Here is a 24,714-nt window from a genome sequence, read left to right on the forward strand (position 1 = left end):
GCCCGGACGCGGCGTTTCTCGCGCCGGCGGGCATCATTGACCACGCAACACCGCTCGCGGGGACTCGACCCCGTGGGGAACGGGCTGAGGAGGAACACGGTGGAGGAGAACGTACCGACCGGGCGCTGTGTGGTCGCTGTGGATGGGCCGTCCGGTTCGGGTAAGTCCACCGTCTCCCGGCGGCTGGCCGCCGGGCTCGGCGCCCGCTACCTGGACACCGGGGCGATGTACCGGGCGATCACCTGGGCGGTGCTGCGCTCCGGGGTCGACCCGGCCGACGCCGAGTCGGTGGCCAAGGTCGCCGGCGAGGTCGACCTGCGCATCGGCACCGACCCGGCGGGGTACGGCGTGACCGTCGACGGTCACGGTGTCGACGCCGACATCCGGGGGCCGGAGGTGACCGGTGCGGTCTCCGCCGTGGCCGCCGTGCCGGCGGTCCGGGCGCTGCTCGTGGGCCGGCAACGCGACATGATCACCACCGCCGGCCGGATCGTGGTCGAGGGCCGCGACATCGGCTCGGTGGTCGCCCCGGACGCCGACCTGAAGGTGTACCTGACCGCCTCGGAGGCGGCGCGGGCGGCCCGGCGTAGCGCCGAGGACGCCGTCGACGTGGCCGCCACCGCGGCCGACCTGGCCCGCCGGGACCGGCTGGACTCCACCCGCAAGGCCGACCCGTTGCAGCAGTCCACCGACGCGGTGGTGCTGGACACCACCGCGCTCGGCATCGACGAGGTCGTGACCCGGCTGCGCGAGCTGCTCACCGAGCGGGGCGTGGCATGAACGACGACGGTGGTTGGGTCGAGCTGCGCGAGCCCGAGGTCGAGCAGCCGGCCGGCCCGGTGCCCGTGGTGGCGGTCGTCGGCCGGCCCAACGTCGGCAAGTCGACGCTTGTCAACCGGATCATCGGCCGTCGTCAGGCGGTCGTCGAGGACGTGCCCGGGGTGACCCGCGACCGGGTCCCCTACGACGCCCAGTGGGCCGGGCGGGCGTTCACCGTGGTGGACACCGGCGGTTGGGAGCCCGACGCGAAGGACCGGGCCGCGGCGATCGCGGCGCAGGCCGAGACGGCGGTCGTCACCGCCGACGTGGTGCTCTTCGTGGTCGACGCGGTGGTCGGTTCGACCGATGTGGACGAGGCCGCGGTGAAGATGCTGCGGCGCAGCGCCAAGCCGGTGATCCTGGTGGCGAACAAGGCCGACAACGCCGCGATCGAGGTGGAGGCGACCACGTTGTGGTCGCTCGGGCTCGGCGAGCCGTACCCGGTCTCGGCGCTGCACGGCCGGGGCTCGGGCGAGTTGCTCGACGCGATCCTGCAGGCGTTGCCGGAGGCCCCGCCGATCGACGAGAACCGCCCCCGGGGCCCCCGCCGGGTGGCCCTGGTGGGCCGGCCCAACGTGGGCAAGTCCAGCCTGCTCAACCGCTTCTCCGGTGAGGAACGCGCGGTGGTCGACGCGGTCGCCGGCACCACCGTCGACCCGGTGGACAGCCTGGTCACCATCGGCGGGGAGACCTGGCAGCTGGTGGACACCGCCGGGCTGCGCAAGCGGGTCGGCAAGGCCAGCGGCACGGAGTACTACGCCAGCCTGCGTACCGCCTCGGCGATCGAGGCCGCCGAGGTGGCGGTGGTGCTGCTCGACGCCAGCGAGGTGATCAGCGAGCAGGACCAGCGGATCCTGTCCATGGTGACCGAGTCCGGCCGGGCTCTGGTGATCGCCTTCAACAAGTGGGACCTGGTCGACGGCGACCGTCGGTACTACCTGGACAAGGAGATCGAGCGGGAGCTGCGCCGGATCCCGTGGGCGCTGCGGCTGAACCTGTCGGCGATGACCGGCCGGGCGGTGGACAAGCTCGCCCCGGCGCTGCGCAAGGCCCTGGCCAGCTGGGAGACGCGGGTGCCGACCGCGCAGCTCAACTCGTGGCTGACCGCCCTGGTGCAGGCCACCCCGCACCCGGTACGCGGTGGCCGGGCGCCGAAGATCCTCTTCGCCACCCAGGCCGGGGTGGCCCCGCCCCGGTTCGTGCTCTTCACCACCGGCCCGCTGGACGCCGGCTACCAGCGTTTCGTCGAGCGCAAGCTGCGTGAGGAGTTCGGCTTCGAGGGCAGCCCCATCGAGATCTCGGTACGCCCGCGCAAGAAGCTCGGCCCCGGTGGGCGCGGCAAGGCCCACGGCTGACCACCCGCGGCCCCCTTCCACCCCACCCTCCTAGGACGGCCTAGGGGGTGTGGGGTGACCCGACAACGTCGATGTGATGGATCGAGAACATGCACCCCATCTGGATCACCACGCCGATCACTGCGGACCTGGTACGCGGCGCGCTCGACCTGCGGCACACCGAACGTGGAGTGGTGCCGCACCGACTGCCCGCCTGGGCCCGTGCCCAGAACACCGACGGGCAACTCGCCATGGTGGAGGCCCAACCCGCCGGCGTACGGCTGGCCCTGCGCACCCGGGCCACCACGGTCGAGCTGGACACGCTGCCCACCAGGTACGTCTACCCCGGACTGCCGGCCCGTCCGGTCGGCGTCTACGACCTGCTCGTCGACGGTCAGTTGACCGACCAGGCCAGCGTGACCGGCGGCGACACGGTGACCGTCGACCTGACCACCGGCAGCAGCGCGCACCAGCCGGGGCCGCCCGGCACCATCCGGTTCAGCGGCCTGCCCGACCGGATGAAGGACCTCCAGATCTGGCTGCCGCACCAGGAGACCACCGAACTCGTGGCCCTGCGTACCGACGCCCCGGTCGCACCGGTGCCCGGCGAGGGGCGCCGGGTGTGGTTGCACCACGGCAGTTCCATCAGTCAGGGCTCCAACGCCACCAGCCCCACCGCCACCTGGCCGGTGCTCGCGGCGTCCCTCGGCGACGTCGAACTGGTCAACCTCGGGTACGGCGGCAGCGCGCTGCTCGACCCGTTCACCGCCCGCACCATGCGGGACACCCCGGCCGACCTGATCAGCGTGAAGATCGGCATCAACCTGGTGAACACCGACGTGATGCGGCTACGCGCCTTCGCCCCGGCCGTGCACGGCTTCCTCGACACCATCCGCGACGGTCATCCCACCACGCCGATACTGGTCGTCTCCCCGATCCATTGCCCCATCCACGAGGACACCCCCGGTCCCGGCGCGTTCGACCTCGCCGCGCTCGGTGCCGGCCAGGTGCGCTTCCGGGCCACCGGCGACCCGGCGGAACGGGCGAGTGGCAAACTGACCCTCGGTGTCATCCGCGACGAACTGGCGCGGATCACCGCCCAGCGTGCGGCCGACGACCCCCACCTGCACCACCTCGACGGCCTCGACCTCTACGGCGAGGCCGACTTCGCCGAGCTGCCGCTGCCCGACGAACTCCACCCGGACACCGCCGCCCACCGGCGCATCGCCGAACGCTTCGCCGAGCGGGCCTTCGCCCCGGACGGGCCGTTCGCCCGACGCTGACTCCGACCGGCCCGCTGGCCGGCAGGGCGCTGCCACTTCGCCGCCTGGCAACAGCCGGAACTCTTCGCCGACGGAGGTGCGTGCCAGCTTCCGCTCCGCGCGCTGACGCCCGCGGTGGGGCTCACGCGCTGACGAGTTCCGTGCGGTGCGCGCGGTTGGCGGCGATCAGCTCGTCGAGCACCGACCGGGTCCGGATCAGGTCCTCGATGTGCCGGTCGAGCCGGTCCCGTTCCTGGTGCATCCGCTCCAGGGCCGCCTCGGAGGTGTCCGTGTTCGGCGACTCGACGCAGGGCAGCAGGTCGACGATCGTCCGACTGCTCAGACCGGCGGAGAACAACCGTTGGATGAAGAAGATCCGCTCGACCTGAGTCTCGAGGTAGCGGCGGTGGCCGCTCGGGGTGCGCAGACTGGTCAGCAGCCCCTGCTCCTCGTAGTAGCGCAGGGAACGCACGCTGACCCCGGTACGCGCGGCCAGTTCACCTATCCGGACGGTTGCCGTCATCGCTGCCTCCCCGCGCCTGACCTCACGTCCATGTGAGTATCACTCTACCGACCTGTCGGGTCGGGAAACCGCCCCAGCGATCGGTGACCCCGGTCCCGGGCGAGGAATCCCGACAGCAGTTGCCGGAACTCGTCCGGATGCTCGATCGCCGGCACGTGCCCGCATCGGCCGAACACGTGCAGACGGACATCGGCCAGCTGTTCGAGCAGGGGCTGGGCTGCCGTCCGGAGCGGGGTGACCCGGTCCTCGGCGCCGTGTACGAGCAGCACGGGCGCGCGGACCGCTGCCAACGTCTGCGCCGGGAGGGTGAGCCCGTCGACCCATCGTGCCCTGGGTGGCGGGAACAACGACGCGAACGCGGCCGCACCCGCCCGCATCGCAGCCGCCCGGGCAGCGACGGCCGCATCGGTCACGAGCGCCTGGTCGAGGACGAGGCGACTCAGCATGTCCCGGGCCCCGAGCGGGCCGGCGGGGGCGGCCCAGACCGCGTCGAGATCGGCGGACAGCGGCGCCCCGGGTGCGCCCATCGTCGAGACCGCCACGACCCGGGTGACCTGCTGGGGACGGGCGGCCGCCAGGGCCAGCGCCACGGCACCACCCATGGAGTGACCCACCACGGCGTAGTGCTCCACACCGAGCGCGTCCATCAGGCCCGCGGCCTGCTCCGTCCACAACCGCAGCCCACCCCGGGAGCCCGCCGGGACAGGTGTACGGCCGAAACCCGCCTGGTCAGGAGCCACCAGGTGCCAGGACGTACCCAGCGCCCGCGCCGTCGTCGCCCAGGCGCCGGACCCGGTCGTACCGGGTCCGGAGCCGTGCAGCATCAGCACCGCGGGCCCGGCGCCGCTCGCCAGGACGTGGACGGGGGAGCCGTCGACCGTGACGGTCCGACGTGTCGTCACCGGGGCACGCCCCGGCCGCTCATGCCGGTGCGGAACTGACGGACTTCGAGAAGAGCTCCATCATCGCCTTGCCGAACTGCGGCATGTCGGGCCAGCCCCGGCAGGAGACGAGGTTGCCGTCCACCACGTCGGGAGCGTCGATGACCGTCGCGCCGGCGTTCTCCATGTCACCGGTGATGGGGGGAAAGCACGCCGTCTTCCGGCCCTTCAGCAGCCCGTACACCGCTGGCACCTGCGCGCCGTGGCACACCAGCGCCACCGGGAGGTCGCGTGCGAAGAAGTGCTCGGTGATGCGCCTGACGTCGGCGTCGACCCGGATCCACTCGGGGGCGCGTCCCCCGGGGATGATGAGGGCGTCGTAGCGCTCGACGTCGACCTCGGCCCAGGGCACGTCGACCGGCAGCTTCCGGCCGTTCTTCTCCACGTAGGCATCGGAGTTGGGGTCGAACTCGTGGATGACCAGTTGCACGTCACGCGTCGTCCGGGACGCGACGTCGACGTCCCAGCCGCCCTCCTGCACACGGTAGTAGGGATACATGGTGTCGAGTTCCTCGGCGGCGTCGCCGGTCAGGAGCAGCGCTCTGGGCACCTGCTTCTCCTCGCGTTCGGGGACGGGCGAGATAGATCCAATACGATCTGATCCGGTGGGGTCAGCATTCCTCGACCCGGCCCACCCGTCAAGCCTCCACCGCCGTTGCGTCGGCCTCCTCGGCCTCGTCGAACACGCGCCGGAACCGCTCGCCGGAGCGCAGGATGTGCCGGCGCATCGCGTAGGCGGCGGCGTCGGGGTCACGCGCGGCGATCGCGGCCACCACCGCCTCGTGCTCGGCCATCGCCAGCCGCGTGACCTGGGCGTCGTGGTGCAGCCGGAAGAGGTGTACGTGGCTGTGCAGGCGGGCGAGCGACTCCCGGATGACCTGGTTCTGACCGCTCCGGGCGACGAGATCGTGGAAGGCGGCGTCGCGTAGCCCGAAGGCGCCGTAGGCGGTGGGCCCGGTGCTCCCCTCCAGCTCCGCCATCTCCGCCAGCATCCGTCGCAGCCCGGCCACCTGCTCCGGGGTGGCGCGTTCGGCGGATCGGCGCGCCGCCGCCGGCTCCAGGAGCAGGCGGACCTCGAGCATGTCCGCGAACCGGTGCCGGGTGATCTGGGGAGGAATGCGGTAGCCGGCATGGGGCACCCGCACGACCAGGCCCTCGGCCTCCATGCGGTTCAGCGCGTCCCGGATCGGCGTTTGCGAGACCCCAAGCTCTCGCGCCAGGGCGTCGATCGTGACCCGGGAGCCAGGCTCGATCCGTAGCGACATCAGCTGTCCGAGCAGCGTGTCGTACACCTCGTCGGCAAGCCGGCCGCCAGTTCTTCCCGGCGGCGTTCCGACCGCCGCGGTCCGGTGGACCCGGGCGGCCTTCGTGTCGTCGGCCATCGTGACCTGCGGTCCCTTCTTGCGTCTTCGGGCGGCTGTTGACATCGGTCACTACACCGCGACATGCTGACGCCTCCGCTCGATCGTATAGGAAATGTGCCGGCTGATCGTCATCCGGCACCATCGCGGAACCGCCCGCCATCGCCCTACCTCGATCACCTGGAGCTCCGATGAACGTCCTGGCGCCCGCGCACCGGCGGCTGCGGATCGGCGACGCCTGGCGCGACGCCGCAGGCGGAGCCACCTTCGCCGTCGAGGACCCGGCCACCGGCAAGACCATCGCGCAGGTGGCGGACGCCGACGTCGTGGACGGGCTCGCCGCGCTGGACGCGGCGAGCAGGGCCATGGCGCAGTGGGCGGCGACCCCGCCACGGAAACGGTCGGAGTTGTTGACCGCGACGTACCGGGCGCTGACCGGGCGATCCGAGGAGGTCGCCCGGCTGATCACGCTCGAGATGGGCAAGCCGCTCGCCGAGGCCCGGGCAGAGGTGGCCTACGGTGCCGAGTTCTTCCGGTGGTTCGCCGAGGAGGCGGTACGCGTCGAGGGGGGCTACCGCACCGCTCCTGCCGGTGGATACCGCATCCTCACCGTGCCGAAGCCGGTCGGACCGTGCGTCTTCGTGACGCCCTGGAACTTTCCGTTGGCCATGGGCGCCCGCAAGATCGCTCCCGCGCTGGCCGCGGGCTGCACCACGATCACCAAGCCGGCCGCCCAGACGCCACTGACCATGCTGTTGCTGGCCCGCGTCATGGAGGAGGTAGGCGTTCCCCCGGGCGTGGTCAACGTGGTGACCACCACGCGTGCCGGCGAGGTGGTCGCCGCGCTGCTGGCCGACCGTCGGACCCGCAAGCTGTCGTTCACCGGGTCGACCGAGGTCGGCCGGGTGCTGCTCCGGCAGGCGGCGGACAACGTACTGCGTACCTCCATGGAACTGGGCGGCAACGCGGCCCTGATCGTGTGCGCCGACGCCGACCCGGACGTCGCGCTCGACGGTGCCCTGGTGGCCAAGATGCGCAACATCGGGCAGTCCTGCGTCGCCGCCAACCGGATCTACGTCGAGGAACCGGTGCGCGAGGAGTTCGCGGCGCGTGTCGCCGAGCGGATGGGCGCGCTGTCGGTGGGCCACGGCCTCGACGACGGCGTGGACGTCGGGGCGTTGATCGACGAGGCCTCGGTCACCAGGCTCGACGAGCTCGTCGCCGACGCGGTCGACCGCGGCGCCCGGGTCCTGGTGGGCGGCGCGCGTGCGGACGGGCCGGGCCACTTCTATTCCCCCACGGTCCTCGTCGACGTGCCCGAGGATGCGCGGCTGCTGAAGACGGAGATCTTCGGCCCGGTGGCGCCGATCATCTCGTTCACCTCCGACGACGAGGTGCTCGCGAAGGCCAACGACACCGAACACGGCCTGGCCGCCTACGTCTTCACCCGTGACCTGCGGCGGGCGCTCCGCTTCGCCGAGGGGCTGGATACCGGGATGCTCGGCATCAACCGTGGTCTGATCTCGGACCCGTCGGCGCCGTTCGGGGGCGTGAAGCAGTCCGGGATCGGCAAGGAGGGGGCGCACGAGGGCATCCTCGAGTACCTCGACCTCACCTACGCCGCGATCGACCTGCCGTGAGACGGCCCGCCGCCGACGTGCCAAGGAGGCACCGACATGCTTGAGACCGTCCGCGGGCCACGCCAGCTGATAGTGGGCGAAGGGGTCGCGCAGAACATCTCCCGCGTGGTGGCCGAGAGCGGCTCGCGGGTCCTCGTCGTGACCGACCGGGTGCTGCTGCGGCAGCCGGGCGTGGCCGAGATCGTGGCCGCCGTACGGGAGAAGGCCGAGGCCGTCGAGGTCTTCGCCGACGCGACCCCAGACGTGCCACTGACCGATGTCGCCCTGGCCGTCTCGGCCGCCGCCGAGGTGGACGCCGACGTGATCCTCGCCGTCGGCGGTGGCACGGTGATCGACCTCGCCAAGATCGTCGGCGTCATCCGGCGCCATGGTGGGACGCCGCGCGACTTCTACGGCGAGTCGAAGGTGCCGGGGCCGACGATGCCGCTCGTCGCGGTGCCGACGACGGCCGGCACCGGCTCCGAACTCACCCCCGTCTCGGTGCTGACCGACCCGGACCGCGAGCTGAAGGTGGGGGTCTCCAGCGTCCACATCGTGCCCGACTTCGCCATCGTCGACCCCGAACTCACCTACACCTGCCCGGCGACCGTCACCGCCCACTCCGGCATCGACGCGTTCTGCCACGCGGTGGAGAGCTACACGGCACGACCCCGGGCCCACGGCCCACGCGACCCGGTGGAACAGGTCTTCCTCGGCCGCAATTCGATCACCGACCACTACGCGCTGCGGGCCGCGCAGCGGATCGCCGGTAGCCTGCGGCGTGCGGTCAGCGACGGCGGCGACCAGGACGCCCGCGCGGACATGTCCTACGGGTCCATGTTGGCCGGGATCGCGTTCTCCCACGCGGGCAACGCGGCCCCGCACGCTCTCCAGTACCCCATCGGCGCGGCCACCCACACGCCGCACGGCCTGGGCGTCGGGCTGCTCCTGCCCTATGCGCTGGACGCGGCCAGGGATGCCGTCGGCGACCGGCTGGCCATCCTCGCCGGAGTGTGCGGGCTCGACGTGACCGACGCCTCGGAGGCCGAGGCCGCGGAGGCGTTCCTCACCTGGCTCGACGGGCTCCTCGCCGACATCGGCATCCCCGCCAGCCTGGCGGAGATCGGTGTGGCCCGCGCCGACCTCCCGCGTTTCGCGGAGCTGGCCGGTGGCGTCACCCGCCTGATCCAGAACCATCCGGGCCCGACCGACACCGCCAGCCTGACCGCGATCCTCGAAGCGGCCTGGGCGGGGGAACGGGCCCGACCCGTCCCGACGCCGCCCAGCGACAGTGACCGGCCTTCGCGATGATCTCCGCCAGCGGCCGGGCTGGCAACGGACCGACACCACCATCGTCGAGGCGGCGGCCCGTGGGCTCGATCGGTCGTCTCCTGGGCTGCCGGCGGAGGACGTCGCCGTGGTCGGCGCCCACCTCGAGAAGGTGGCCGCCCGGTTCGCCGCCGCGCTCGGCCGCGACGCCTCGGCCGGTGTCGTCCACGGTGACTTCATCGGGCAAAACCTGGTCCCTCTACCGTAGGTCAGGGCCGGCTCGGTCGGTCGCCCCGGCGACTGAGGTGTGCGAAAGGGAGTGACGTGGACGAGAACGACATCGCCTGGACGGGTGCGCCGGGATCGTTCAAGTATCGGGCGGCAGCGGCGGTACGGGACGGTGATCGACTGCTCGTGTGCGCGGTGGACCAGGTCGACGGCTGGTTCCTGCCGGGCGGCAAGGTTCATTTCGGGGAGGGCTCGGCGGCTGCGTTGGCGCGTGAGCTGCGCGAGGAGCTCACCGTGGAGTGTGCCGTTCCCGCGGTGCCGATGCTGATCGCCGAGGGCATCCGCGACGGCGACGGATCACCCTGTCAGGAGGTCTGCTTCTATTACTCGGTTGCCTGGCCGCAGGACGTCCCGCCCGAGCTGGTCGATGGTCTGGAAGGCCACCGCTTCCGATGGGTCCGCCTGGCCGAGCTGGCCGGGGTGGACTTCGTACCGCCGGAGATCGTCAAGATCCTGATGGCCGAGACCCCTGGGGTCCGTCACCTCGTCTTCGATCGCCGTCGGCCTTGACGAGCGGACACCGCGCGCACGAGGGCCCGGCCTCGGCTGCTGGGTAGGCGACGTCTCGTAGGCGGATGGTGGGGTGTTCGCGTCCGCTGGGCGTCGTCGCGGACCTCAAGTGCTGCCGCGCATGCGGCGCGACGCCCGGGGTGGGCGGAGTGCGGCGGAGCAGCTGAGCGCGGACGTTGCGGTCCGGAACGTCCGCGTTCATCAATCTATTGGACGAGGCGGTGCCAGGACGACCGACCCCGGCGGTTCCATGGTGGGATCAGGTTCTCCGGTCGGGCTGGCTGATTACTCTCTGTATGCATATCTCTGGTATCCGGTTGTCGTCGCAACCTTCTGGAAGTCCTTTCGCAACACCCTTGACATCTCAGTCCAGGCAGCTCTAGCGTTTGCGAAACGTTTCGACCCGAGCGTCGCGGAACCCCGCGGCGCCGTCGAGGACAACTCGCCGGAGCGGCATGTCATCGTTACGCGAAGTAGCTAAGCAGGCGAACGTGGCCGTCAGCACGGTCTCCGCGGCCCTGAACGGAACCCGCCCGGTCGCGGCTGCGACCCGGGCCCGGATCGAGCTGGCCGCCGCCGACCTGGGCTACCGTCCCAACCTGCTGGCCCGGGGCCTGGTGAGCAAGCGGACCGGGATCCTGGCCCTGCTCTACCCGGCGCCGAACCGGGGCTTCGGCCTGACCGAGATGCAGTTCGCCACCAGCGCCGCCGAGGCCGCCAGCGAGGCCGGCTACCACCTGCTCCTCTCCCCGGAGAAGTCCGACCCGGTCGCCGAACTGCGACACCTCACCGGCCTCGGGCTGATCGAGGGGGTGCTGCTGATGGAGGTCCGCCTCGACGACGAACGGGTCGACCACCTGGTCGCCGCCGGAACGCCGTTCAGCATGATCGGCCGGACCCGGCAGCCGGCGGGGATCAACTACGCCGACATCGACTTCGCGGCGACCGCCCGGGACGCCGTCGACCACATCGTCGGCCTCGGCCACCGTACGCTCGCCTTCCTCAACCACTCGCCGGACGCCTACGCCGCGCTCTACGGCCCGACCGTGCGCTGCGCCGAGGAGTTCGCCGTCGCCGCCCGCGACCGGGGCGTGGAGTACGTGGGCGACCTGCACGCCGACTCGGTCGAGCAGGGACGGGCCGCCTTCGAACGGCTGGTCACCACCCGCCCCGACGTGACCGCCGTCGCGGTGATGAACGACCACGCGGCGGTCGGGGTCCTCGGTGCCGTGGCCGACCGGGGCTGGCGGGTCCCCGACGACCTGACTCTGCTGCTGGTCCTCTCCTCGGTGGAGGTGGCCCGGATGTTCCACCCGCAGCTGACCACCCTGGAGCCGCCCAGCACCGAACTGGGCCGGCTCGGCGCGCGGATGCTGATTGACCAGCTCCAGCCGGACGCCGGGAGGACGGAGACGCCACGGCAGCGGTTGGTGCCCTGCCGACTGGTGGTGGGGGAGAGCTCGGGGCCGCCGCGTCGCGGTGCGGAAACGGGGGTGCCGGCATGACCGGCGACAGCCCGCACCCCGACGCGGCGCCCGGGCGCCGACCCGGCCTGCACACCCTCACCGCCGGGCGGGGCATGCTCTTCGGCGGGGACTACAACCCGGAGCAGTGGCCGGAGGAGGTCTGGGTCGAGGATGTCGCGCTGATGCGCGCCGCCCACGTCAACCTGGTCACCGTGGGGGTCTTCAGCTGGGCCCGGATCGAACCGGAACCGGGCATGCGGGACTTCGGCTGGCTGGACCGGGTCCTGGACCTGCTGCACGACGGCGGGATCGCCGTCGACCTGGCCACCCCGACCGCCTCACCGCCGCCCTGGCTCGGCCACCGCTGGCCACAGACCCTGCCGGTGGACGAGTCCGGCCACCGGCTCTACTACGGTGCCCGCAACCAGTGGTGCCCCTCCGCACCGGTCTACCGGGAGCGGGCCCTGGCGCTGGTGACCGATCTGGCCGACCGGTACGCCGACCACCCGGCACTGGCGATGTGGCACGTCGGCAACGAGTACGGCCAGATCTGCCACTGCGACGACACCGCCGCCGCCTTCCGTGACTGGCTGCGGGAGCGCTACGGCGACCTCGTGACGCTCAACGAGGCGTGGGGGACCACCTTCTGGAGTCAGCGCTACGGTCAGTGGGACGAGATCCTCACCCCCCGTCGGGCGCCCTACCTGCGCAACCCCACCCAGCTGCTGGACTTCCAGCGGTTCTGCTCCGACGCCCTGCTCGCGCACTACCGTGCGGAGCGGGACATCCTGCGCCGACGGACCCCGTCGGTCCCGGTCACCACGAACTTCATGGGCTTCTTCAAACCCGTGGACTACTGGGCCTGGGCGCCGCACGAGGACGTGGTGAGCAACGACTGGTACCCCTTCCCGGGCGACCCCCGGTCCCCGGTGCGGGCCGCGCTCACCCACGACCTGATGCGCGGGCTGGCCGGTGGCGGGCCGTGGATGCTGCTGGAACAGGCCACCGACGGGGTGAACTGGCAGAAGCACAACCTGCCGAAGCCGGCCGGCCAGTTCCGGTTGGAGTCGCTGCAGGCGGTGGCCCGCGGCGCGGACGGGCTCTGCTACTTCCAGTGGCGGGCCTCCCGGTTCGGCGCCGAGCGGTACCACGCCGCCATGGTGCCGCACGCCGGGGCGCAGACCCGACTGCACACCCGGGTCCGGGAACACGGCGCGGAACTGCGGCGACTGGCCCCGTTGGTGGGGCAGCCGGTGCCGGCCCGGGTGGCGCTGGTGCACGACTGGCAGAGCTGGTGGGCCTGCGAGTCCGACGGCCGCCCCAGCGACCGGCTGCTCGTCACCGACCAGCTGCTGCGCTTCTACGAACCACTGTGGCGGCGCGGGGTGACGGTGGACCTGGTGCCGCCGGCAGCGGAGCTGGGCGGCTACCGGCTCGTCGTGGTGCCGAACCTCTTCCTGCTCTCCGAGGCCACCGCCGAGTCGCTCACCTCGTACGTCCGTGACGGCGGGGTGCTGCTGGTGGGGCCCTTCTCCGGGGTGGCCGACCCGCTCGGGCACATCCACGCCGGGCGGTTCCCGGCGCCGCTGCGCGAGGTCCTGGGCGCCTCCGGGGAGGCGTGGCTGCCGGTGGCCGACGATCCACCACTGCGGTGCCGCTGGATCGCCGACGCCGAACAGCGCGGTGGAGCCCACGATCCGGCCGGTGCCGTGCCCGCCGACCCGGGCCCGACCGGTGCCGAGTTCACCGCCACGATCTGGTCGGAGCTGATGCGCGCCGAGTCGGCGCGTCCGGTCGCCACCTTCCTCGACGGTGACCTCGCCGGCGCCCCGGCGGTGCTGCGCAACGAGTTCGGGACCGGTCGGGCCTGGTACCTGGCGACCGTCCCGCAGGAGGCGGCGATGGCCGCGCTGACCGACCGGGTGCTCGCCGACGCGGCGGTCACCGGGATGCTGCCCGACCTGCCGGACGGGGTCGAGGCGGTCCGCCGGGGAGACACGTTGTTCCTGCTCAACCACGGCGCCGGGCCGGCCCGGGTCACCCTGACCGAGCCGGCCGGTGACCTGCTCACCGGAAACCAGGTCGAGGGGGCACTGACCCTGGCGGCGCGCGATGTCGTCGTACTGAAGCCGTTGGCCTGAATCCCCGACGCCACCCGTCCCGGTGGGTCCGCGCGGCACCCCCACCCCGTACCCGCCGGGAAGACACACACCGCACATCCAACTGAGACAGACGTAGCTGGAGGAGACCCCCATGCGCAGGAGGACCCTGCTCGCCACATCCGCCACCGCCCTTCTTCTCACCGCATGCAGCAACGACGACGCCGACAACGGCGCCGACACGGCGATCGAGGGCGACGAGAACGCCCCGGCCAACCTGGTCTTCTGGGCCTGGGCCGAGAACATCCAGCGGGTCGTCGACCTCTGGAACGAAAAGAACCCCGAGCAGACCGTCACCCTCAGCGGCCAGGCCGCCGGCGACGAACTGGTCTCCAAGTTCCTCGCCGCGGTCAAGGCCGGCAACGCCCCGGACCTGGTCCAGGCCGAGTACCAGGCACTGCCGACCATGATCACGAACAACGCGTTGCAGGACCTCAGCGGCTCCCTCGGCGACGCCCAGGGTGCCTTCCCCGAGGGGACCTGGAACCTCACCTCGTTCAGCGGCGCCACCTACGCCATCCCGCAGGACGTCGGGCCGATGATGCTCTTCTACCGGGCCGACATCTTCGACCAGATGGGACTCAAGGTCCCGCAGACCTGGGAGGAGTTCGGCGCCCTGGCCCGCACCGTGCGCGACCGTGACGCCCGGCGCTACCTCACCACCTTCCACCCCGGCGACGCCGGCTGGCTCGCCGGCTTCGCCCAGCAGGCCGGCGCCAACTGGTGGACCAACGACGACGGCACCTGGTCGGTCGACATCGACGACGAGGCGACCCGCAAGGTCCTCGGCTTCTGGGGTGACCTGGTCAACTCCAAGGCCGTCCTCGGCGACCCGATGTACACCCCGCAGTGGAACAGCCAGATCAGCGACGGCACCATCATCGCCTGGCCCAGTGCGGTCTGGGGCGTCGGCGTCCTGCAGGGCATCGCCGCCAACGGCTCCGGCAACTGGCAGATGGTGCCACTACCGCAGTGGTCGGCCGGAGAGAACTCCACCGGCTTCTGGGGCGGCTCCTCCACCGCCGTCTCCGCCTCCTCGTCGAACAAGGCGCAGGCGGTCAAGTTCGCCCGCTGGATGAACACCGACCCCGAGGCGCTGAAGATCCTCGTCGAGATCGGTCTCTACCCCTCGGCCAGCGCCGGACAGGGCGGCGACGTGCTCAAGACGCCGCCGTACATGAGCAACCAGCCCAACTACTACGAGTCCGCCGCCGAGATCGCCAAGGGCGCCCGGGGCTTCAGAAGCTGGGGTCCGAACACCAACGTCACGTACGGCGCCTTCGAGGACCGGCTGCCCACCGCGGTCCGCTCCGGTGCCGACTTCGCCGCCGTCGCCGCCCAGGTCCAGCAGGTCAGCGTTGACGACCTCAAGCGACAGGGCTACCAGGTCGCCGGCGACTGAGCCGGTCGAAAAGGACGATGATGAGCACTGTCAACCCGGTGCTCGCGCGCCGCCGCCAGAAGCGGCGGCGCGCGAGCACCGCCGCGCCGTACCTCTTCACGCTGCCCGCCGCCGCGCTCTTCCTCGTTTTCATCCTCGTGCCGATCGGGTACGCCGTCTGGCTGAGCGTGCACGCGATGCGGGTGCGCGGCGCCGGCTTCGGTATCCGCAGCGAGGTCTTCGTCGGGCTGGAGAACTACGCCCAGACCCTCGGCGACGGCGCCCTCTACGGTTCCCTGCTGCGGATGCTCGGCTACGGCCTGATCACCGTGCCGACCACCATGGGGCTCGCGCTGCTCTTCGCGCTCCTGCTCGACGCCCCCCGCGTCGGTGGCCGGCGCTACGCCCGGCTCGCGATCTTCCTGCCGTACGCGGTGCCCGGAGTGATCGCCAGCCTGCTCTGGGGCTTCATGTACCTTCCCGTGGTCAGCCCGATCACCAACGGGCTGGAGGCGATCGGGCTGCCCGCGCCGAACTTCTTCGGCGACATGTCGATCTTCTTCTCGGTGGCCAACATCGCCATCTGGGGTGCGATCGGCTTCAACATGGTGGTGCTCTTCACCGCCCTGCGGGCGATGCCGGTCGAGCTCTACGACGCCGCCCGCATCGACGGCTGCACCGAATGGCAGATCGCCTGGAAGATCAAGATCCCGCTGTTGCGTCCCGCGCTCGTGATGACCTCGACCTTCTCCCTGATCGGCATGCTCCAGGTCTTCAGTGAGCCGACCACCCTGCGGCCGATCACCAACGCGATCACCGCCGACTGGGTGCCACTGATGAAGGTCTACCAGCAGGCGTTCGTGGAGAACGACATGTACCTCGGCGCCGCCACCTCGGTGCTCCTGGCCGGCGCGACGGTCCTGTTCTCCCTCGCCGTACTGGCCATCTTCCGGATCCGCGCCGCGAGGAGCGAACGATGAGCCCCACCCCGCAACCCGCGCCGGCTCCTTCCCCCCGGCCGGGGCCCACCCCGCCCCCGGGCCCGGGTACCGCTCAGACGCGACGTCAGGTCTCGGCCCGACCCGCCGACCCGCCCCGGTCGGGCCGCTCCCGGAACTCCCGGGACCGGGCCAAGATCCTGCCCACCCTCGTCCTCGCCCTCGGCGCGATCTACTGCATCCTGCCGGTGGTCTGGGTGCTGATCGCCGCCACCAAGAGCACCGACGAACTCTTCGGCACCTACTCCGGCTGGCCCAGCTTCAACGGCGGTTTCACCGAGAACATCAGCACCCTGAGCACCTACGCCGACGGCCGGTTCTGGTGGTGGACCCTGAACAGCCTGATCTATGCCGGCGGCGGGGCGCTGCTGACCGTCATCGTCTCCTCGATGGCCGGCTACGCGATGGCGAAGTTCCGGTTCCACGGGCAGAAACTGCTCTTCGGCGCGCTTCTCGCCGGGGTGCTCATCCCGCAGATCACCCTCGCCATCCCGCAGTACCTGCTGCTGTCCGAGATCGGCCTGGCCGGCAGCTACTGGTCGGTGATCCTGCCGAGCATCATCAGCCCGTACAGCATCTACCTCTGCCGGGTCTACGCCGCCGCGGCGATCCCCGACGAGATGCTGGAAGCCGGGCGGATGGACGGCGCCAGCGAGTTCCGGCTCTTCCGGTCGGTGGCGCTGCCGGTGATGGTGCCCGGACTGGTCACCGTCTTCCTGCTCCAGTTCATCTCGATCTGGAACAACTTCCTGCTGCCGTACATCATGCTCGCCAACGACGACCGGTTCCCGCTCACCGTGGGGCTCTACTCGCTGCTCAACCGGGGTGCCTCGCAGCCGGCGCTCTACACCCTGGTGATCACCGGCGCACTCCTGTCGATCATCCCGATCTTCGCGCTCTTCCTCTTCCTCCAGCGCTTCTGGCGGCTCGACCTGGTCGCCGGGGGACTGAAGGGCTGACACCACCCACTCCGGACACCGAACGGGGAGACAATGAAGTTCAAGGACGGCTACTGGCAGATGCGTCCCGGGGTGCGGGGCAGCTACGCCACCGCCGCCCACGACGTCACCGTCGGCGCGCAGGCCATCCGGGTGCTCGCCCCGGCCAAGCCGATCGGCCGTCGCGGCGACACGCTGGACGGGCCGGTGCTGCGGGTGGACCTTGCCGCACCGATGCCCGGCGTCGTCCGGGTCCGGGCCACCCACTTCGCCGGCTCCGTACCGGCCGGTCCGTCCTTCGTACTCACCACCGACGGCACGCCGATCGGCACCGACCCGGCCGGTGCCGGACCGCTCGCCCAGGTCGACGACGCACACGTCAGCCTCACCAGCGGTGAACTCACCGTCCAGGTCGGCCGCAGCGCGCCCTGGGGGCTCACCTTCCGCGTCGACGGCCGGGAACTCACCCGCAGCGACCACAACTCCCTCGGCGCGATGACCGACGCCGACGGCGGGCACCACATGGTCGAACAGCTCCACCTCGGCGTCGGTGAACTCGTCTACGGCCTCGGCGAACGCTTCGGGCCACTGGTCCGCAACGGACAGGCCGTGGAGATCTGGAACGCCGACGGCGGCACCAACAGCGAACAGGCGTACAAGAACGTCCCGTTCTACCTCAGCAACCGCGGATACGGCGTCTTCGTCAACCACCCCGGCCGGGTCTCCTTCGAAGTGGCCTCCGAAACCGTCACCCGGGTGCAGTTCAGCGTCTCCGGCCACGAGCTGGAGTACCTGGTCATCCACGGCCCCACCCCGGCCGAGATCCTGCGCCGCTACACCGCCCTCACCGGCCGTCCCGCGCTGCCGCCCGCCTGGTCCTTCGGGCTCTGGCTGAGCACCTCCTTCACCACCGAGTACGACGAGGCCACCGTCACCTCGTTCGTCGACGGCATGGCCGAGCGCGACATCCCGCTGAGCGTCTTCCACTTCGACTGCTTCTGGATGCGGCAGTTCCGCTGGTGCGACTTCGAATGGGACCCGGAAACGTTCCCCGACCCGCCCGGCATGCTCGCCCGGCTGCACGAGCGCGACCTCAAGGTCTGCGTCTGGATCAACCCGTACATCGGCCAGGCCTCCGCCCTCTTCGACGAGGGCGCCGCGCGCGGCTACCTGCTACGCCGTCCCGACGGTCGGATCTGGCAGGACGACCACTGGCAGGCCGGCCGCGCCCTGGTCGACCTCACCGATCCCGGGGCCCGCGACTGGTACGCCGGCAAGCTGCGCGACCTGCTCCGGATGGGCGTCGACTCCTTCAAGACCGACTTCGGCGAGCGGATCCCCACCGACGTGGTCTGGGCCGACGGCTCCGACCCCGAACGGATGCACAACTACTACAGTCTGATCTACAACGAACTCGTCTTCGACCTGCTGGAGGAGGAACGGGGCACCGGCGACGCGGTCCTGTTCGCCCGCGCCGCCACCGTCGGCGGCCAGCGCCTGCCGGTGCACTGGGGTGGCGACTGCGAATCCTCGTACGAGGCGATGGCGGAGAGCCTGCGCGGCGGTCTCTCCCTCGGCATGGGCGGCTTCGGCTTCTGGAGCCACGACATCGGTGGCTTCGAGGGCCGCCCCGACCCCGCCGTCTTCAAACGGTGGGTCGCCTTCGGGCTGCTCTCCTCGCACAGTCGGCTGCACGGCAGCCGCTCCTACCGGGTGCCGTGGCTCTTCGACGAGGAATCCGTCGACGTGCTGCGCGACTTCACCCGCCTGAAGGCCCGGCTGATGCCGTACCTCTACGCCGCCGCCGTGACCGCCCACACCGAGGGCATGCCGGTGATGCGGGCCATGGCCCTGGAGTTTCCCGACGACCCGGCCTGCGCCTACCTCGACGCCCAGTACCTGCTCGGCCCGGATCTGCTGGTCGCCCCGGTGCTCAGCACCGGAGGCGAGGTGACCTACTACGTCCCCGCCGGACGCTGGACCCGCTGGCAGGACGGCCGGACCGTCGAGGGACCGGGCTGGCGCACCGAGACCCACGGCTTCGACAGCCTCCCGCTGCTCGTCCGCCCCGGCGCCGTCGTCCCCGTCGGCGCCCGCGCCGACCGACCCGACTACCCGTACGCCGACGGGGTCACGCTGCGGGCGTACCAGCTCGCCGACGGCGTCCACCGGGTGGTCACCGTGCCCGCCACCGACGGCACCCCGGCCGCGGTGTTCGAGATCAGCCGGGACGGTGACCGGATCCGGGTGACCCGCGACGGTCCGGTGCGGGCACCCTGGCACCTGGTCCTCGTCGCGGTCACCAGCCACGGGTCGGTCACCGGTGGCACCGCCGAGACCGTCACCGACGGCACCCGGATCAGCGCCGAAGCGGAGACCGACCGGCTTGAGATCGTCCTGCCCACCCAGAGGTGACCAGGCCCGGAGCCTCCCGACATCCTCCGCTGGGGCACGGCCACCGCCGCCGGTACGCGGGTGGGCCCGCTCGACGCCGCAGGGCACCGTCGACGGTTACGGCGACGGGGAGCGGCGACTGGTCGTAGTACTCGCCCCGGCGCATCCGCTGCCCGGCTGAGGAGACACCGGTCGTCTCCATGACGGCATTCCTCCGGTCAGCGATTGTCGTTGGGTCCCAGCGCCCCGCGGTGCCAGGTGTGCCAGCCACGGCACAGCAGGTAGCCGGCGATGGTGGTCGTCGAGACGAGCCCGTCGGCGATCAGGGTCAGGAGTGCGTTCGGGACGTCGAGGATGAAGGCGGCCTGGATGGTGACCGCGATCTTGTGGATGAGCAGGAGTTCCCACATGCCGCGTTGCTTTCGGGGTGCGAGGGCCAGCATGGCCCACATTCCGGCGAAGACGATGTAGGCGCAGGTGTGCCAGTACTCGGGAGGGTCTGCAGCCGGTCGGCCTGGCCGCCGGCGGGAACGGGCCGGGTCCGTCGGTCGTGGACGGTGTGACTTCCGGACGACCGTGGTGGGTGGGGGCAGGGGTAGCCTGTCCGGCGTGCGATCCGCAGCCGTCTCCCGGGGCTCACTGGTTGGCAGGTCAGTCGAGCTCAAGGTTCTCGACGAGCTGATCGAGGGCGCGCGGTCGGGCCGGGGCGAGTCGCTGGTGGTGCGCGGCGAGGCCGGCATCGGCAAGAGCACGCTGCTGGCACACGCCCGCGACGCGGCGTCCGGTGCGCGGGTGATCCAGGTGTCCGGGGCGGAGTTCGAGCGGGAGTTGCCCTACAGCGCGCTGCATCAACTGTGTGTGCCGGTGCTGGGCCACCTCGCGGACCTGCCCACCCGGCACGCCGACGCGCTCCGGGTCGCGTTCGGGCTGGCGGCGGGCACGCCCGACCTCTTCCACATCGGCGCGGCGACCCTGGGCCTGCTGGCTGCTGCGGCCGGCGTGCGCCCGTTGCTGTGCGTGGTCGACGACGCCCACTGGTTGGACGCGGCGTCGGCGAAGGCGTTGGCCTTCGTCGGTCGGCGGGTGGCCAGCGAACCGATCGCCATGCTGTTCGCGCTGCGGTTGCCCGCCTCGGACGACCTGCACGAGCTGCCCAGCCTTGACCTCACCGGCTTGGCGGACGCCGAGGCACGGATGCTGCTCGCGGCCCACCGTCACCTCCTCCTCGACGAGCAGGTGCTCAGCCGGCTGCTCGCCGAGGCCCGGGGAAACCCGTTGGCGTTGCTCGAACTGCCCGAGGCGGGCGGCTTCGGGCAGCCGGACACCGCTGCGGTACCGACCCGGATCGAGCGCAGCTTCCGACACCGGCTGTCGGATCTGCCGGACGACGCCCGTCTCCTGCTGACCGTGGCGAGCGCCGACCCGACGGGTGATCCCACCCTGGTGTGGCCGGCCACGCGACTGTTGGGCATCGACGTGTCGACCGCCAGCGCCAGCGCGGCAGCGACAGGGCTGGTCGAGTTCGCCGCGGACATCCGCTTCTGCCACCCGCTGGCTCGGTCCGCGGTCTACCACGCGGCGTCGGTGGGGGAACGGCACCGGGCGCATCGGGCGCTGGCCGAGGCAACCAGCGCCGTCACCGACCCGGACCGGCGGGCCTGGCACCGCGCCCAGGCCAGCGTCGGCCCCGACGACGACGTCGCCGCGGAACTCGTACGATCGGCCACCCGCGCCCAGACGCGCGGGGGCGTGGTGGCCGCGGCTGCCTTCCTGGAACGGGCGGCCGAGCTTTCCCTGAACCCCGCCGGCCGAATCGAACGAACGCTCGCGGCGGCGCAGGCCGCCCTCGTCGCGGGCCGTCCCGATCGGGCCGCCGCGTTGATCAGGGCCGTCGAGCACACCGCACTCGACGAGTTCCAGCTCGCCCACGCCGACCTGTTACGGGGCCAGGTGGCGTTCCAGAGCCACCGGGACGACAGCGGCCCCGAGTTCATGATCCGAGCGGGCAGACGCCTGGCCGGGCTGGATCCGGAACGCGCCCGCAGGTGCTTCCTGGACGCGATCGAGACGAGTCTCCTCGTCGGTCGGCCCAGCGGAGTGCAGGACCTGGTGCTGGCCGCCGTGCGATCGGTACCGGTGACCGCGTCACGTCAACCGGACGTTCTGGACGCGCTGGGCCTGCTGAACTCAGCGGGCCATCGCAGCGCGATCCCGCTGATCCAGCAGGTTCTGGAAGACGGGAACGGTTCCTGCAGGCCTGGATGGACCGGATACCCCGCGCTCGCCCTCATGCTCGCGGCAGAGATCTGGGACCCGCACCGGTACTGGACGATCGTCGAGTGGCTGCTGCGGACCGGCCGGGAGTCCGGTTCGCCCCTGCTGCTGCGTCTCGGGCTAGCGCAGGTCGGCTCGTACGGTGCGCTCACCGCCGACCCCGAACTGGCGACGGCTGCAATCGCCGAGGAGGAAGCGATCGCCGACGCGACCGGCGGGCCCCCGGTGCCCTACCCCCGGCTCCACCTCGCGGCCATGCGTGGTCGCCGCGCCGAGGCGCTCGCGTTGTTCGAGAGCGCCACGGCCGCGGCGACCATCAGCGGTAGTGGTCTCCTGACCAGCAACATCGACTGGGCATCGGCCGTACTGCACAACGGCCTCGCCGACTATCCGGCCGCACTGACCGCCGCTCGGCGGGCCGTCGCGGACGGCACCCTCTTCCTCGCCAGTTTCTCCCTGCCCGAACTGGTCGAAGCGGCGGTCCGCTGCGGTGAAACCGACGCCGCCAGGGCGGCGCTGGAGTCACTTGTGGAACGCGCCGATGCCAGCGGGACCGCCACCGGCCTGGGCATCGCGGCGTACGCCCGAGGGCTGGTCACCGGTTCCGAGGAGCACTATCGGACCGCCATCGCGTACCTCGAGCGGAGTCCGCTGTCGGCCTACCGAGCCAGAGCCCATCTCGTGTACGGGGAGTGGCTGCGGCGCGAGGGACGCCGGCTCGACTGCCGAACGCACCTGCGTACCGCGCACCGCCTGCTGTCCGAGGCGGGGTTCGACGGGTTCGCCCGGCGGGCCGCCACCGAACTACGCGCCACCGGGGAACGGCCACGCCGACGGTCACCACACACCTACGACCAGCTCACGATCCAGGAGCTGCACATCGCCCGGCTGGTCGCCGCCGGCGCGACGTCCAGCGAGGTGGCCGCCCAGCTGTTCATCAGCCCACGTACGGTCGACGCCCACCTGCGCAACATCTTCCGCAAGCTCGGCATCAACTCACGGCGGCAACTCCGGCACCGGCCCGATCTCGGCGCGTGAAAGTGCCGGGCGGCTCGACGCTGCGCCCTCTACCACGAACGCCGCCCCCATCAGGGCGCCACCAACACCAGCGGCCCGGGATCAGACACCGCTGATCTCGGTGATCCAGCTGCGGCTCGCGATCACCGATGAGTAGTTCTGTGAGGTCGATCCGTTGCCGTTGAAGGAGACACCGACCTGCCGCCCGTTGTGGAGCTGGGGTCCGCCGGAGTCGCCCTGCCAGGACACTCCGTTGCCCCGGGTGCTGCGGATCACCGGGCCGCCGTCGGCGTCCTCGCCGCTGATCGCGGTCACTCGGACGGTGGCGGTCTTCAGCTGTTCGGACGGCTCACAGGTCAGGCAGGTCCGGCCCCAGCCGTAGATGTCGTTGCTGGCGCCGACCGGCGGGTTGGTGTCGGCCAGCGTGACATACGTGGTGGAGATCGACGTTCCCAGGTGTAGCAGGGCGAGGTCGTGCCGGGTGTGGATGGCGCTCACCGTGGCGGTGGTGCCCCCGGAGGAGCGGTACACGCTGCCGACCCGTACCGAGATGGATCCGCGCAGGCAGTGGGCGGCGGTCAGCACCCAGCGCGGAGCGATGATCGAGCCGGAGCAGGCGAACGAGCCGTTCTGGAACACGGCGGTCGCCCACGGTGCCGACGCGACGAGGCTGCCGCCGATGATCGGCTGCGGTCCGGTCGGTGCGGCGGTCGCCGTGGCCGGGGCGACGAACACACCGGTGAGGACGGTCGCGACGAGCGCCATGGTGAGACGGATGCGCACGGAATGACTCCTTACCGAGGCGACTACTGACACCGACGATTATCGATCGCGCGGCCGTCGATGTGAATGGCATCGGTGTCGCGATGCTGTTCTGCGGACGACCCCGACCAGATGGCCAGCGGCCAGGCAGGCCCACGGGTGACGTGGACGGTGAGCCGCACCACGTCGGCCACCCAGGACTTGCATCTGACAGTGGCGTCAGATCCTACGGTGCAGTCATGACATCACTGTTCGACAATGTTTCTCTCGGCGGGCTCCGGCTTCCCAACCGGGTCGTGATGGCGCCGATGAGCCGGGTGCGATCCGACCGCGAGGGGCTCGCGACCGCGTCGATGGCGACGTACTACGCCCAGCGGGCGACCGCGGGTCTGATCATCACCGAGGGCACCTACCCCAACCCCGTCGGACAGTCCAACCCGCTCACGCCGGGGCTGTACACCCCGGCGCAGACCGACTCCTGGCGGCAGGTCACCTCCGCCGTGCACACCAACGGGGGCCGGGTCTTCGCGCAGCTCATGCACGGTGGACGGATCAGCCACCCGGACACCACCGGGCACCAGCCGGTCGCGCCCTCCGCGGTCGCGCCCCGCGAGGTGTACGTGTTCACCCCCACCGGACCACAACTGGCGCCCACGCCACGGGCGCTCTCCACCGCCGAGGTGGAAGGCGAGGTGGAGTCGTTCGCGGCAGCCGCCCGACGGGCGATCGTGGCCGGCTTCGACGGCGTGGAGCTGCACGGCGCGAACGGGTACCTGATGAACCAGTTCCTCTCCGGCAACACCAACCTCCGCACGGACCGCTACGGCGGCTCCGTCTCCGGGCACATCCGCTTCGCCGTGGAGGCGGTCGCCGCCACGATCGACGCGGTCGGCGCCGACCGCGTCGGCCTGCGGTTGTCGCCCGGCGCGGGCGTCGGGGACACCGTCGACACCGACATCCCCGCGGTGTACGGCGCGTTGCTCGCCGAACTCGTCCCGCTCGGACCGGCCTACGTACACCTGGCCGGCACCGACGACGAGATCCTGCTCGGGCTGCGCCGGGCCTGGCCCGGCACGCTCATCGTCAACCCGTCGATACCCGGCACCCCGGTCCCGTCGAACCGCGCCGACGCCGAGCGTTGGTTGGCCCAGGGGGCGGACCTGGTCGCGTTCGGCCGCGCCTACCTCGCCAACCCCGACCTGGTCGAGCGGTTCCGGGCGGACCTGCCGCTGGCGGTCGCCGACCTGGACACCTACTACACCGGCGGCGACGACGGCTACCTCACCTATCCGGCGTACGCCCACCCGCCGCTGACCGCGACGGCATCGGTGTGACCTGGGTGTAGTACCGCTGCAGGGCCGCGTCGGACGCGCTCGCATCCGGATCGGGCTCCGCACCG

The 24,714-nt window shown here is 71.5% G+C and carries 21 protein-coding genes; 15 read left to right on the top strand and 6 right to left on the bottom strand.

All coding sequences use genetic code 11. The annotated features are described in order from the left end of the window. The first annotated feature begins 99 nt into the window (after window positions 1-99). The 3 genes from cmk (at window position 100) to GA0070617_RS12775 (ending at window position 3,436) form a co-directional block, all read left to right on the top strand. Window positions 100-780 (top strand): (d)CMP kinase, encoded by a 681-nt coding sequence (cmk, locus tag GA0070617_RS12765; RefSeq protein WP_091436757.1) that lies wholly within the window; start codon window positions 100-102, stop codon window positions 778-780. Beyond that, window positions 777-2,174, top strand: a complete 1,398-nt coding sequence (der, locus tag GA0070617_RS12770) for a ribosome biogenesis GTPase Der (RefSeq protein ID WP_091436760.1) — start codon at window positions 777-779, stop codon at window positions 2,172-2,174. Before cmk ends, der begins: the two co-directional genes overlap by 4 nt. Before the next feature lie 89 nt (window positions 2,175-2,263). Continuing rightward, entirely contained in the window at window positions 2,264-3,436 is a 1,173-nt protein-coding gene (locus GA0070617_RS12775) for an SGNH/GDSL hydrolase family protein (protein ID WP_091436762.1), read from the top strand. Window positions 3,437-3,557: 121 nt separating this feature from the next. On the opposite strand, the gene GA0070617_RS12780 is transcribed toward GA0070617_RS12775, so the two are convergent. The 4 genes from GA0070617_RS12780 to GA0070617_RS12795 all read right to left on the bottom strand — a co-directional run bounded on the left by GA0070617_RS12780 (window position 3,558) and on the right by GA0070617_RS12795 (window position 6,261). Then, window positions 3,558-3,938, bottom strand: a complete 381-nt coding sequence (locus GA0070617_RS12780) for a MerR family transcriptional regulator (protein WP_091436764.1) — start codon at window positions 3,936-3,938, stop codon at window positions 3,558-3,560. 44 nt (window positions 3,939-3,982) lie between these two features. After that, window positions 3,983-4,840, bottom strand: coding sequence for an alpha/beta fold hydrolase (locus GA0070617_RS12785; RefSeq protein ID WP_091436767.1), 858 nt, complete (start codon window positions 4,838-4,840; stop codon window positions 3,983-3,985). 19 nt (window positions 4,841-4,859) lie between these two features. Continuing rightward, a complete protein-coding gene (locus GA0070617_RS12790) occupies window positions 4,860-5,429 on the bottom strand; it encodes a DJ-1/PfpI family protein (protein ID WP_091436769.1) in 570 nt (189 codons plus the stop codon). An 88-nt stretch (window positions 5,430-5,517) separates the two neighbouring features. Continuing rightward, window positions 5,518-6,261: a GntR family transcriptional regulator gene (locus GA0070617_RS12795; RefSeq protein WP_229688659.1), complete on the bottom strand. Its 744-nt coding sequence runs from the start codon at window positions 6,259-6,261 to the stop codon at window positions 5,518-5,520. Window positions 6,262-6,431: 170 nt separating this feature from the next. Here GA0070617_RS12795 and GA0070617_RS12800 point away from each other — a divergent pair, with 170 nt between their 5' ends. The 10 genes from GA0070617_RS12800 to yicI all read left to right on the top strand — a co-directional run bounded on the left by GA0070617_RS12800 (window position 6,432) and on the right by yicI (window position 19,283). Further along, the gene (locus GA0070617_RS12800; protein ID WP_091436774.1) at window positions 6,432-7,880 is read left to right on the top strand and encodes an NAD-dependent succinate-semialdehyde dehydrogenase; all 1,449 of its coding nucleotides are present in this window, start codon (window positions 6,432-6,434) and stop codon (window positions 7,878-7,880) included. A 36-nt stretch (window positions 7,881-7,916) separates the two neighbouring features. Next, the gene (locus GA0070617_RS12805; protein WP_091436776.1) at window positions 7,917-9,170 is read left to right on the top strand and encodes an iron-containing alcohol dehydrogenase; all 1,254 of its coding nucleotides are present in this window, start codon (window positions 7,917-7,919) and stop codon (window positions 9,168-9,170) included. Next, entirely contained in the window at window positions 9,151-9,396 is a 246-nt protein-coding gene (locus GA0070617_RS12810) for a hypothetical protein (protein WP_091436778.1), read from the top strand. The genes GA0070617_RS12805 and GA0070617_RS12810 overlap by 20 nt, the downstream gene beginning before the upstream one ends. Before the next feature lie 56 nt (window positions 9,397-9,452). Continuing rightward, window positions 9,453-9,926, top strand: a complete 474-nt coding sequence (locus GA0070617_RS12815) for an NUDIX hydrolase (protein ID WP_175440509.1) — start codon at window positions 9,453-9,455, stop codon at window positions 9,924-9,926. Between the two features lie 455 nt (window positions 9,927-10,381). After that, window positions 10,382-11,431, top strand: a complete 1,050-nt coding sequence (locus GA0070617_RS12820) for a LacI family DNA-binding transcriptional regulator (RefSeq protein ID WP_091436784.1) — start codon at window positions 10,382-10,384, stop codon at window positions 11,429-11,431. Further along, window positions 11,428-13,533, top strand: a complete 2,106-nt coding sequence (locus GA0070617_RS12825; protein WP_091436788.1) for a beta-galactosidase — start codon at window positions 11,428-11,430, stop codon at window positions 13,531-13,533. Before GA0070617_RS12820 ends, GA0070617_RS12825 begins: the two co-directional genes overlap by 4 nt. Window positions 13,534-13,645: 112 nt before the next feature. Further along, on the top strand, window positions 13,646-14,953 hold the full coding sequence (locus GA0070617_RS12830) for an ABC transporter substrate-binding protein (RefSeq protein WP_091436882.1): 1,308 nt from the start codon (window positions 13,646-13,648) through the stop codon (window positions 14,951-14,953). Window positions 14,954-14,973: 20 nt separating this feature from the next. After that, window positions 14,974-15,912, top strand: a complete 939-nt coding sequence (locus GA0070617_RS12835; RefSeq protein WP_091436884.1) for a carbohydrate ABC transporter permease — start codon at window positions 14,974-14,976, stop codon at window positions 15,910-15,912. Then, window positions 15,909-16,889 (top strand): carbohydrate ABC transporter permease, encoded by a 981-nt coding sequence (locus GA0070617_RS12840; protein ID WP_091436887.1) that lies wholly within the window; start codon window positions 15,909-15,911, stop codon window positions 16,887-16,889. The genes GA0070617_RS12835 and GA0070617_RS12840 overlap by 4 nt, the downstream gene beginning before the upstream one ends. Before the next feature lie 33 nt (window positions 16,890-16,922). Then, window positions 16,923-19,283 (top strand): alpha-xylosidase, encoded by a 2,361-nt coding sequence (yicI, locus tag GA0070617_RS12845; protein WP_091436888.1) that lies wholly within the window; start codon window positions 16,923-16,925, stop codon window positions 19,281-19,283. 197 nt (window positions 19,284-19,480) lie between these two features. Here yicI and GA0070617_RS12850 read toward each other — a convergent pair whose 3' ends face one another. Continuing rightward, complete coding sequence (locus GA0070617_RS12850) at window positions 19,481-19,705, bottom strand: hypothetical protein (RefSeq protein WP_139135641.1); 225 nt, start codon at window positions 19,703-19,705, stop codon at window positions 19,481-19,483. Between the two features lie 166 nt (window positions 19,706-19,871). Here GA0070617_RS12850 and GA0070617_RS12855 point away from each other — a divergent pair, with 166 nt between their 5' ends. Beyond that, window positions 19,872-22,574, top strand: a complete 2,703-nt coding sequence (locus GA0070617_RS12855) for an AAA family ATPase (RefSeq protein WP_091436893.1) — start codon at window positions 19,872-19,874, stop codon at window positions 22,572-22,574. A gap of 81 nt (window positions 22,575-22,655) precedes the next feature. On the opposite strand, the gene GA0070617_RS12860 is transcribed toward GA0070617_RS12855, so the two are convergent. Beyond that, on the bottom strand, window positions 22,656-23,336 hold the full coding sequence (locus GA0070617_RS12860; RefSeq protein WP_091436895.1) for a S1 family peptidase: 681 nt from the start codon (window positions 23,334-23,336) through the stop codon (window positions 22,656-22,658). A gap of 218 nt (window positions 23,337-23,554) precedes the next feature. Here GA0070617_RS12860 and GA0070617_RS12865 point away from each other — a divergent pair, with 218 nt between their 5' ends. After that, entirely contained in the window at window positions 23,555-24,649 is a 1,095-nt protein-coding gene (locus GA0070617_RS12865; RefSeq protein ID WP_091436897.1) for an alkene reductase, read from the top strand. Window positions 24,650-24,714 lie beyond the last annotated feature (65 nt).

It is taken from the genome of Micromonospora yangpuensis (genome assembly GCF_900091615.1).
GTDB lineage: Bacteria > Actinomycetota > Actinomycetes > Mycobacteriales > Micromonosporaceae > Micromonospora > Micromonospora yangpuensis.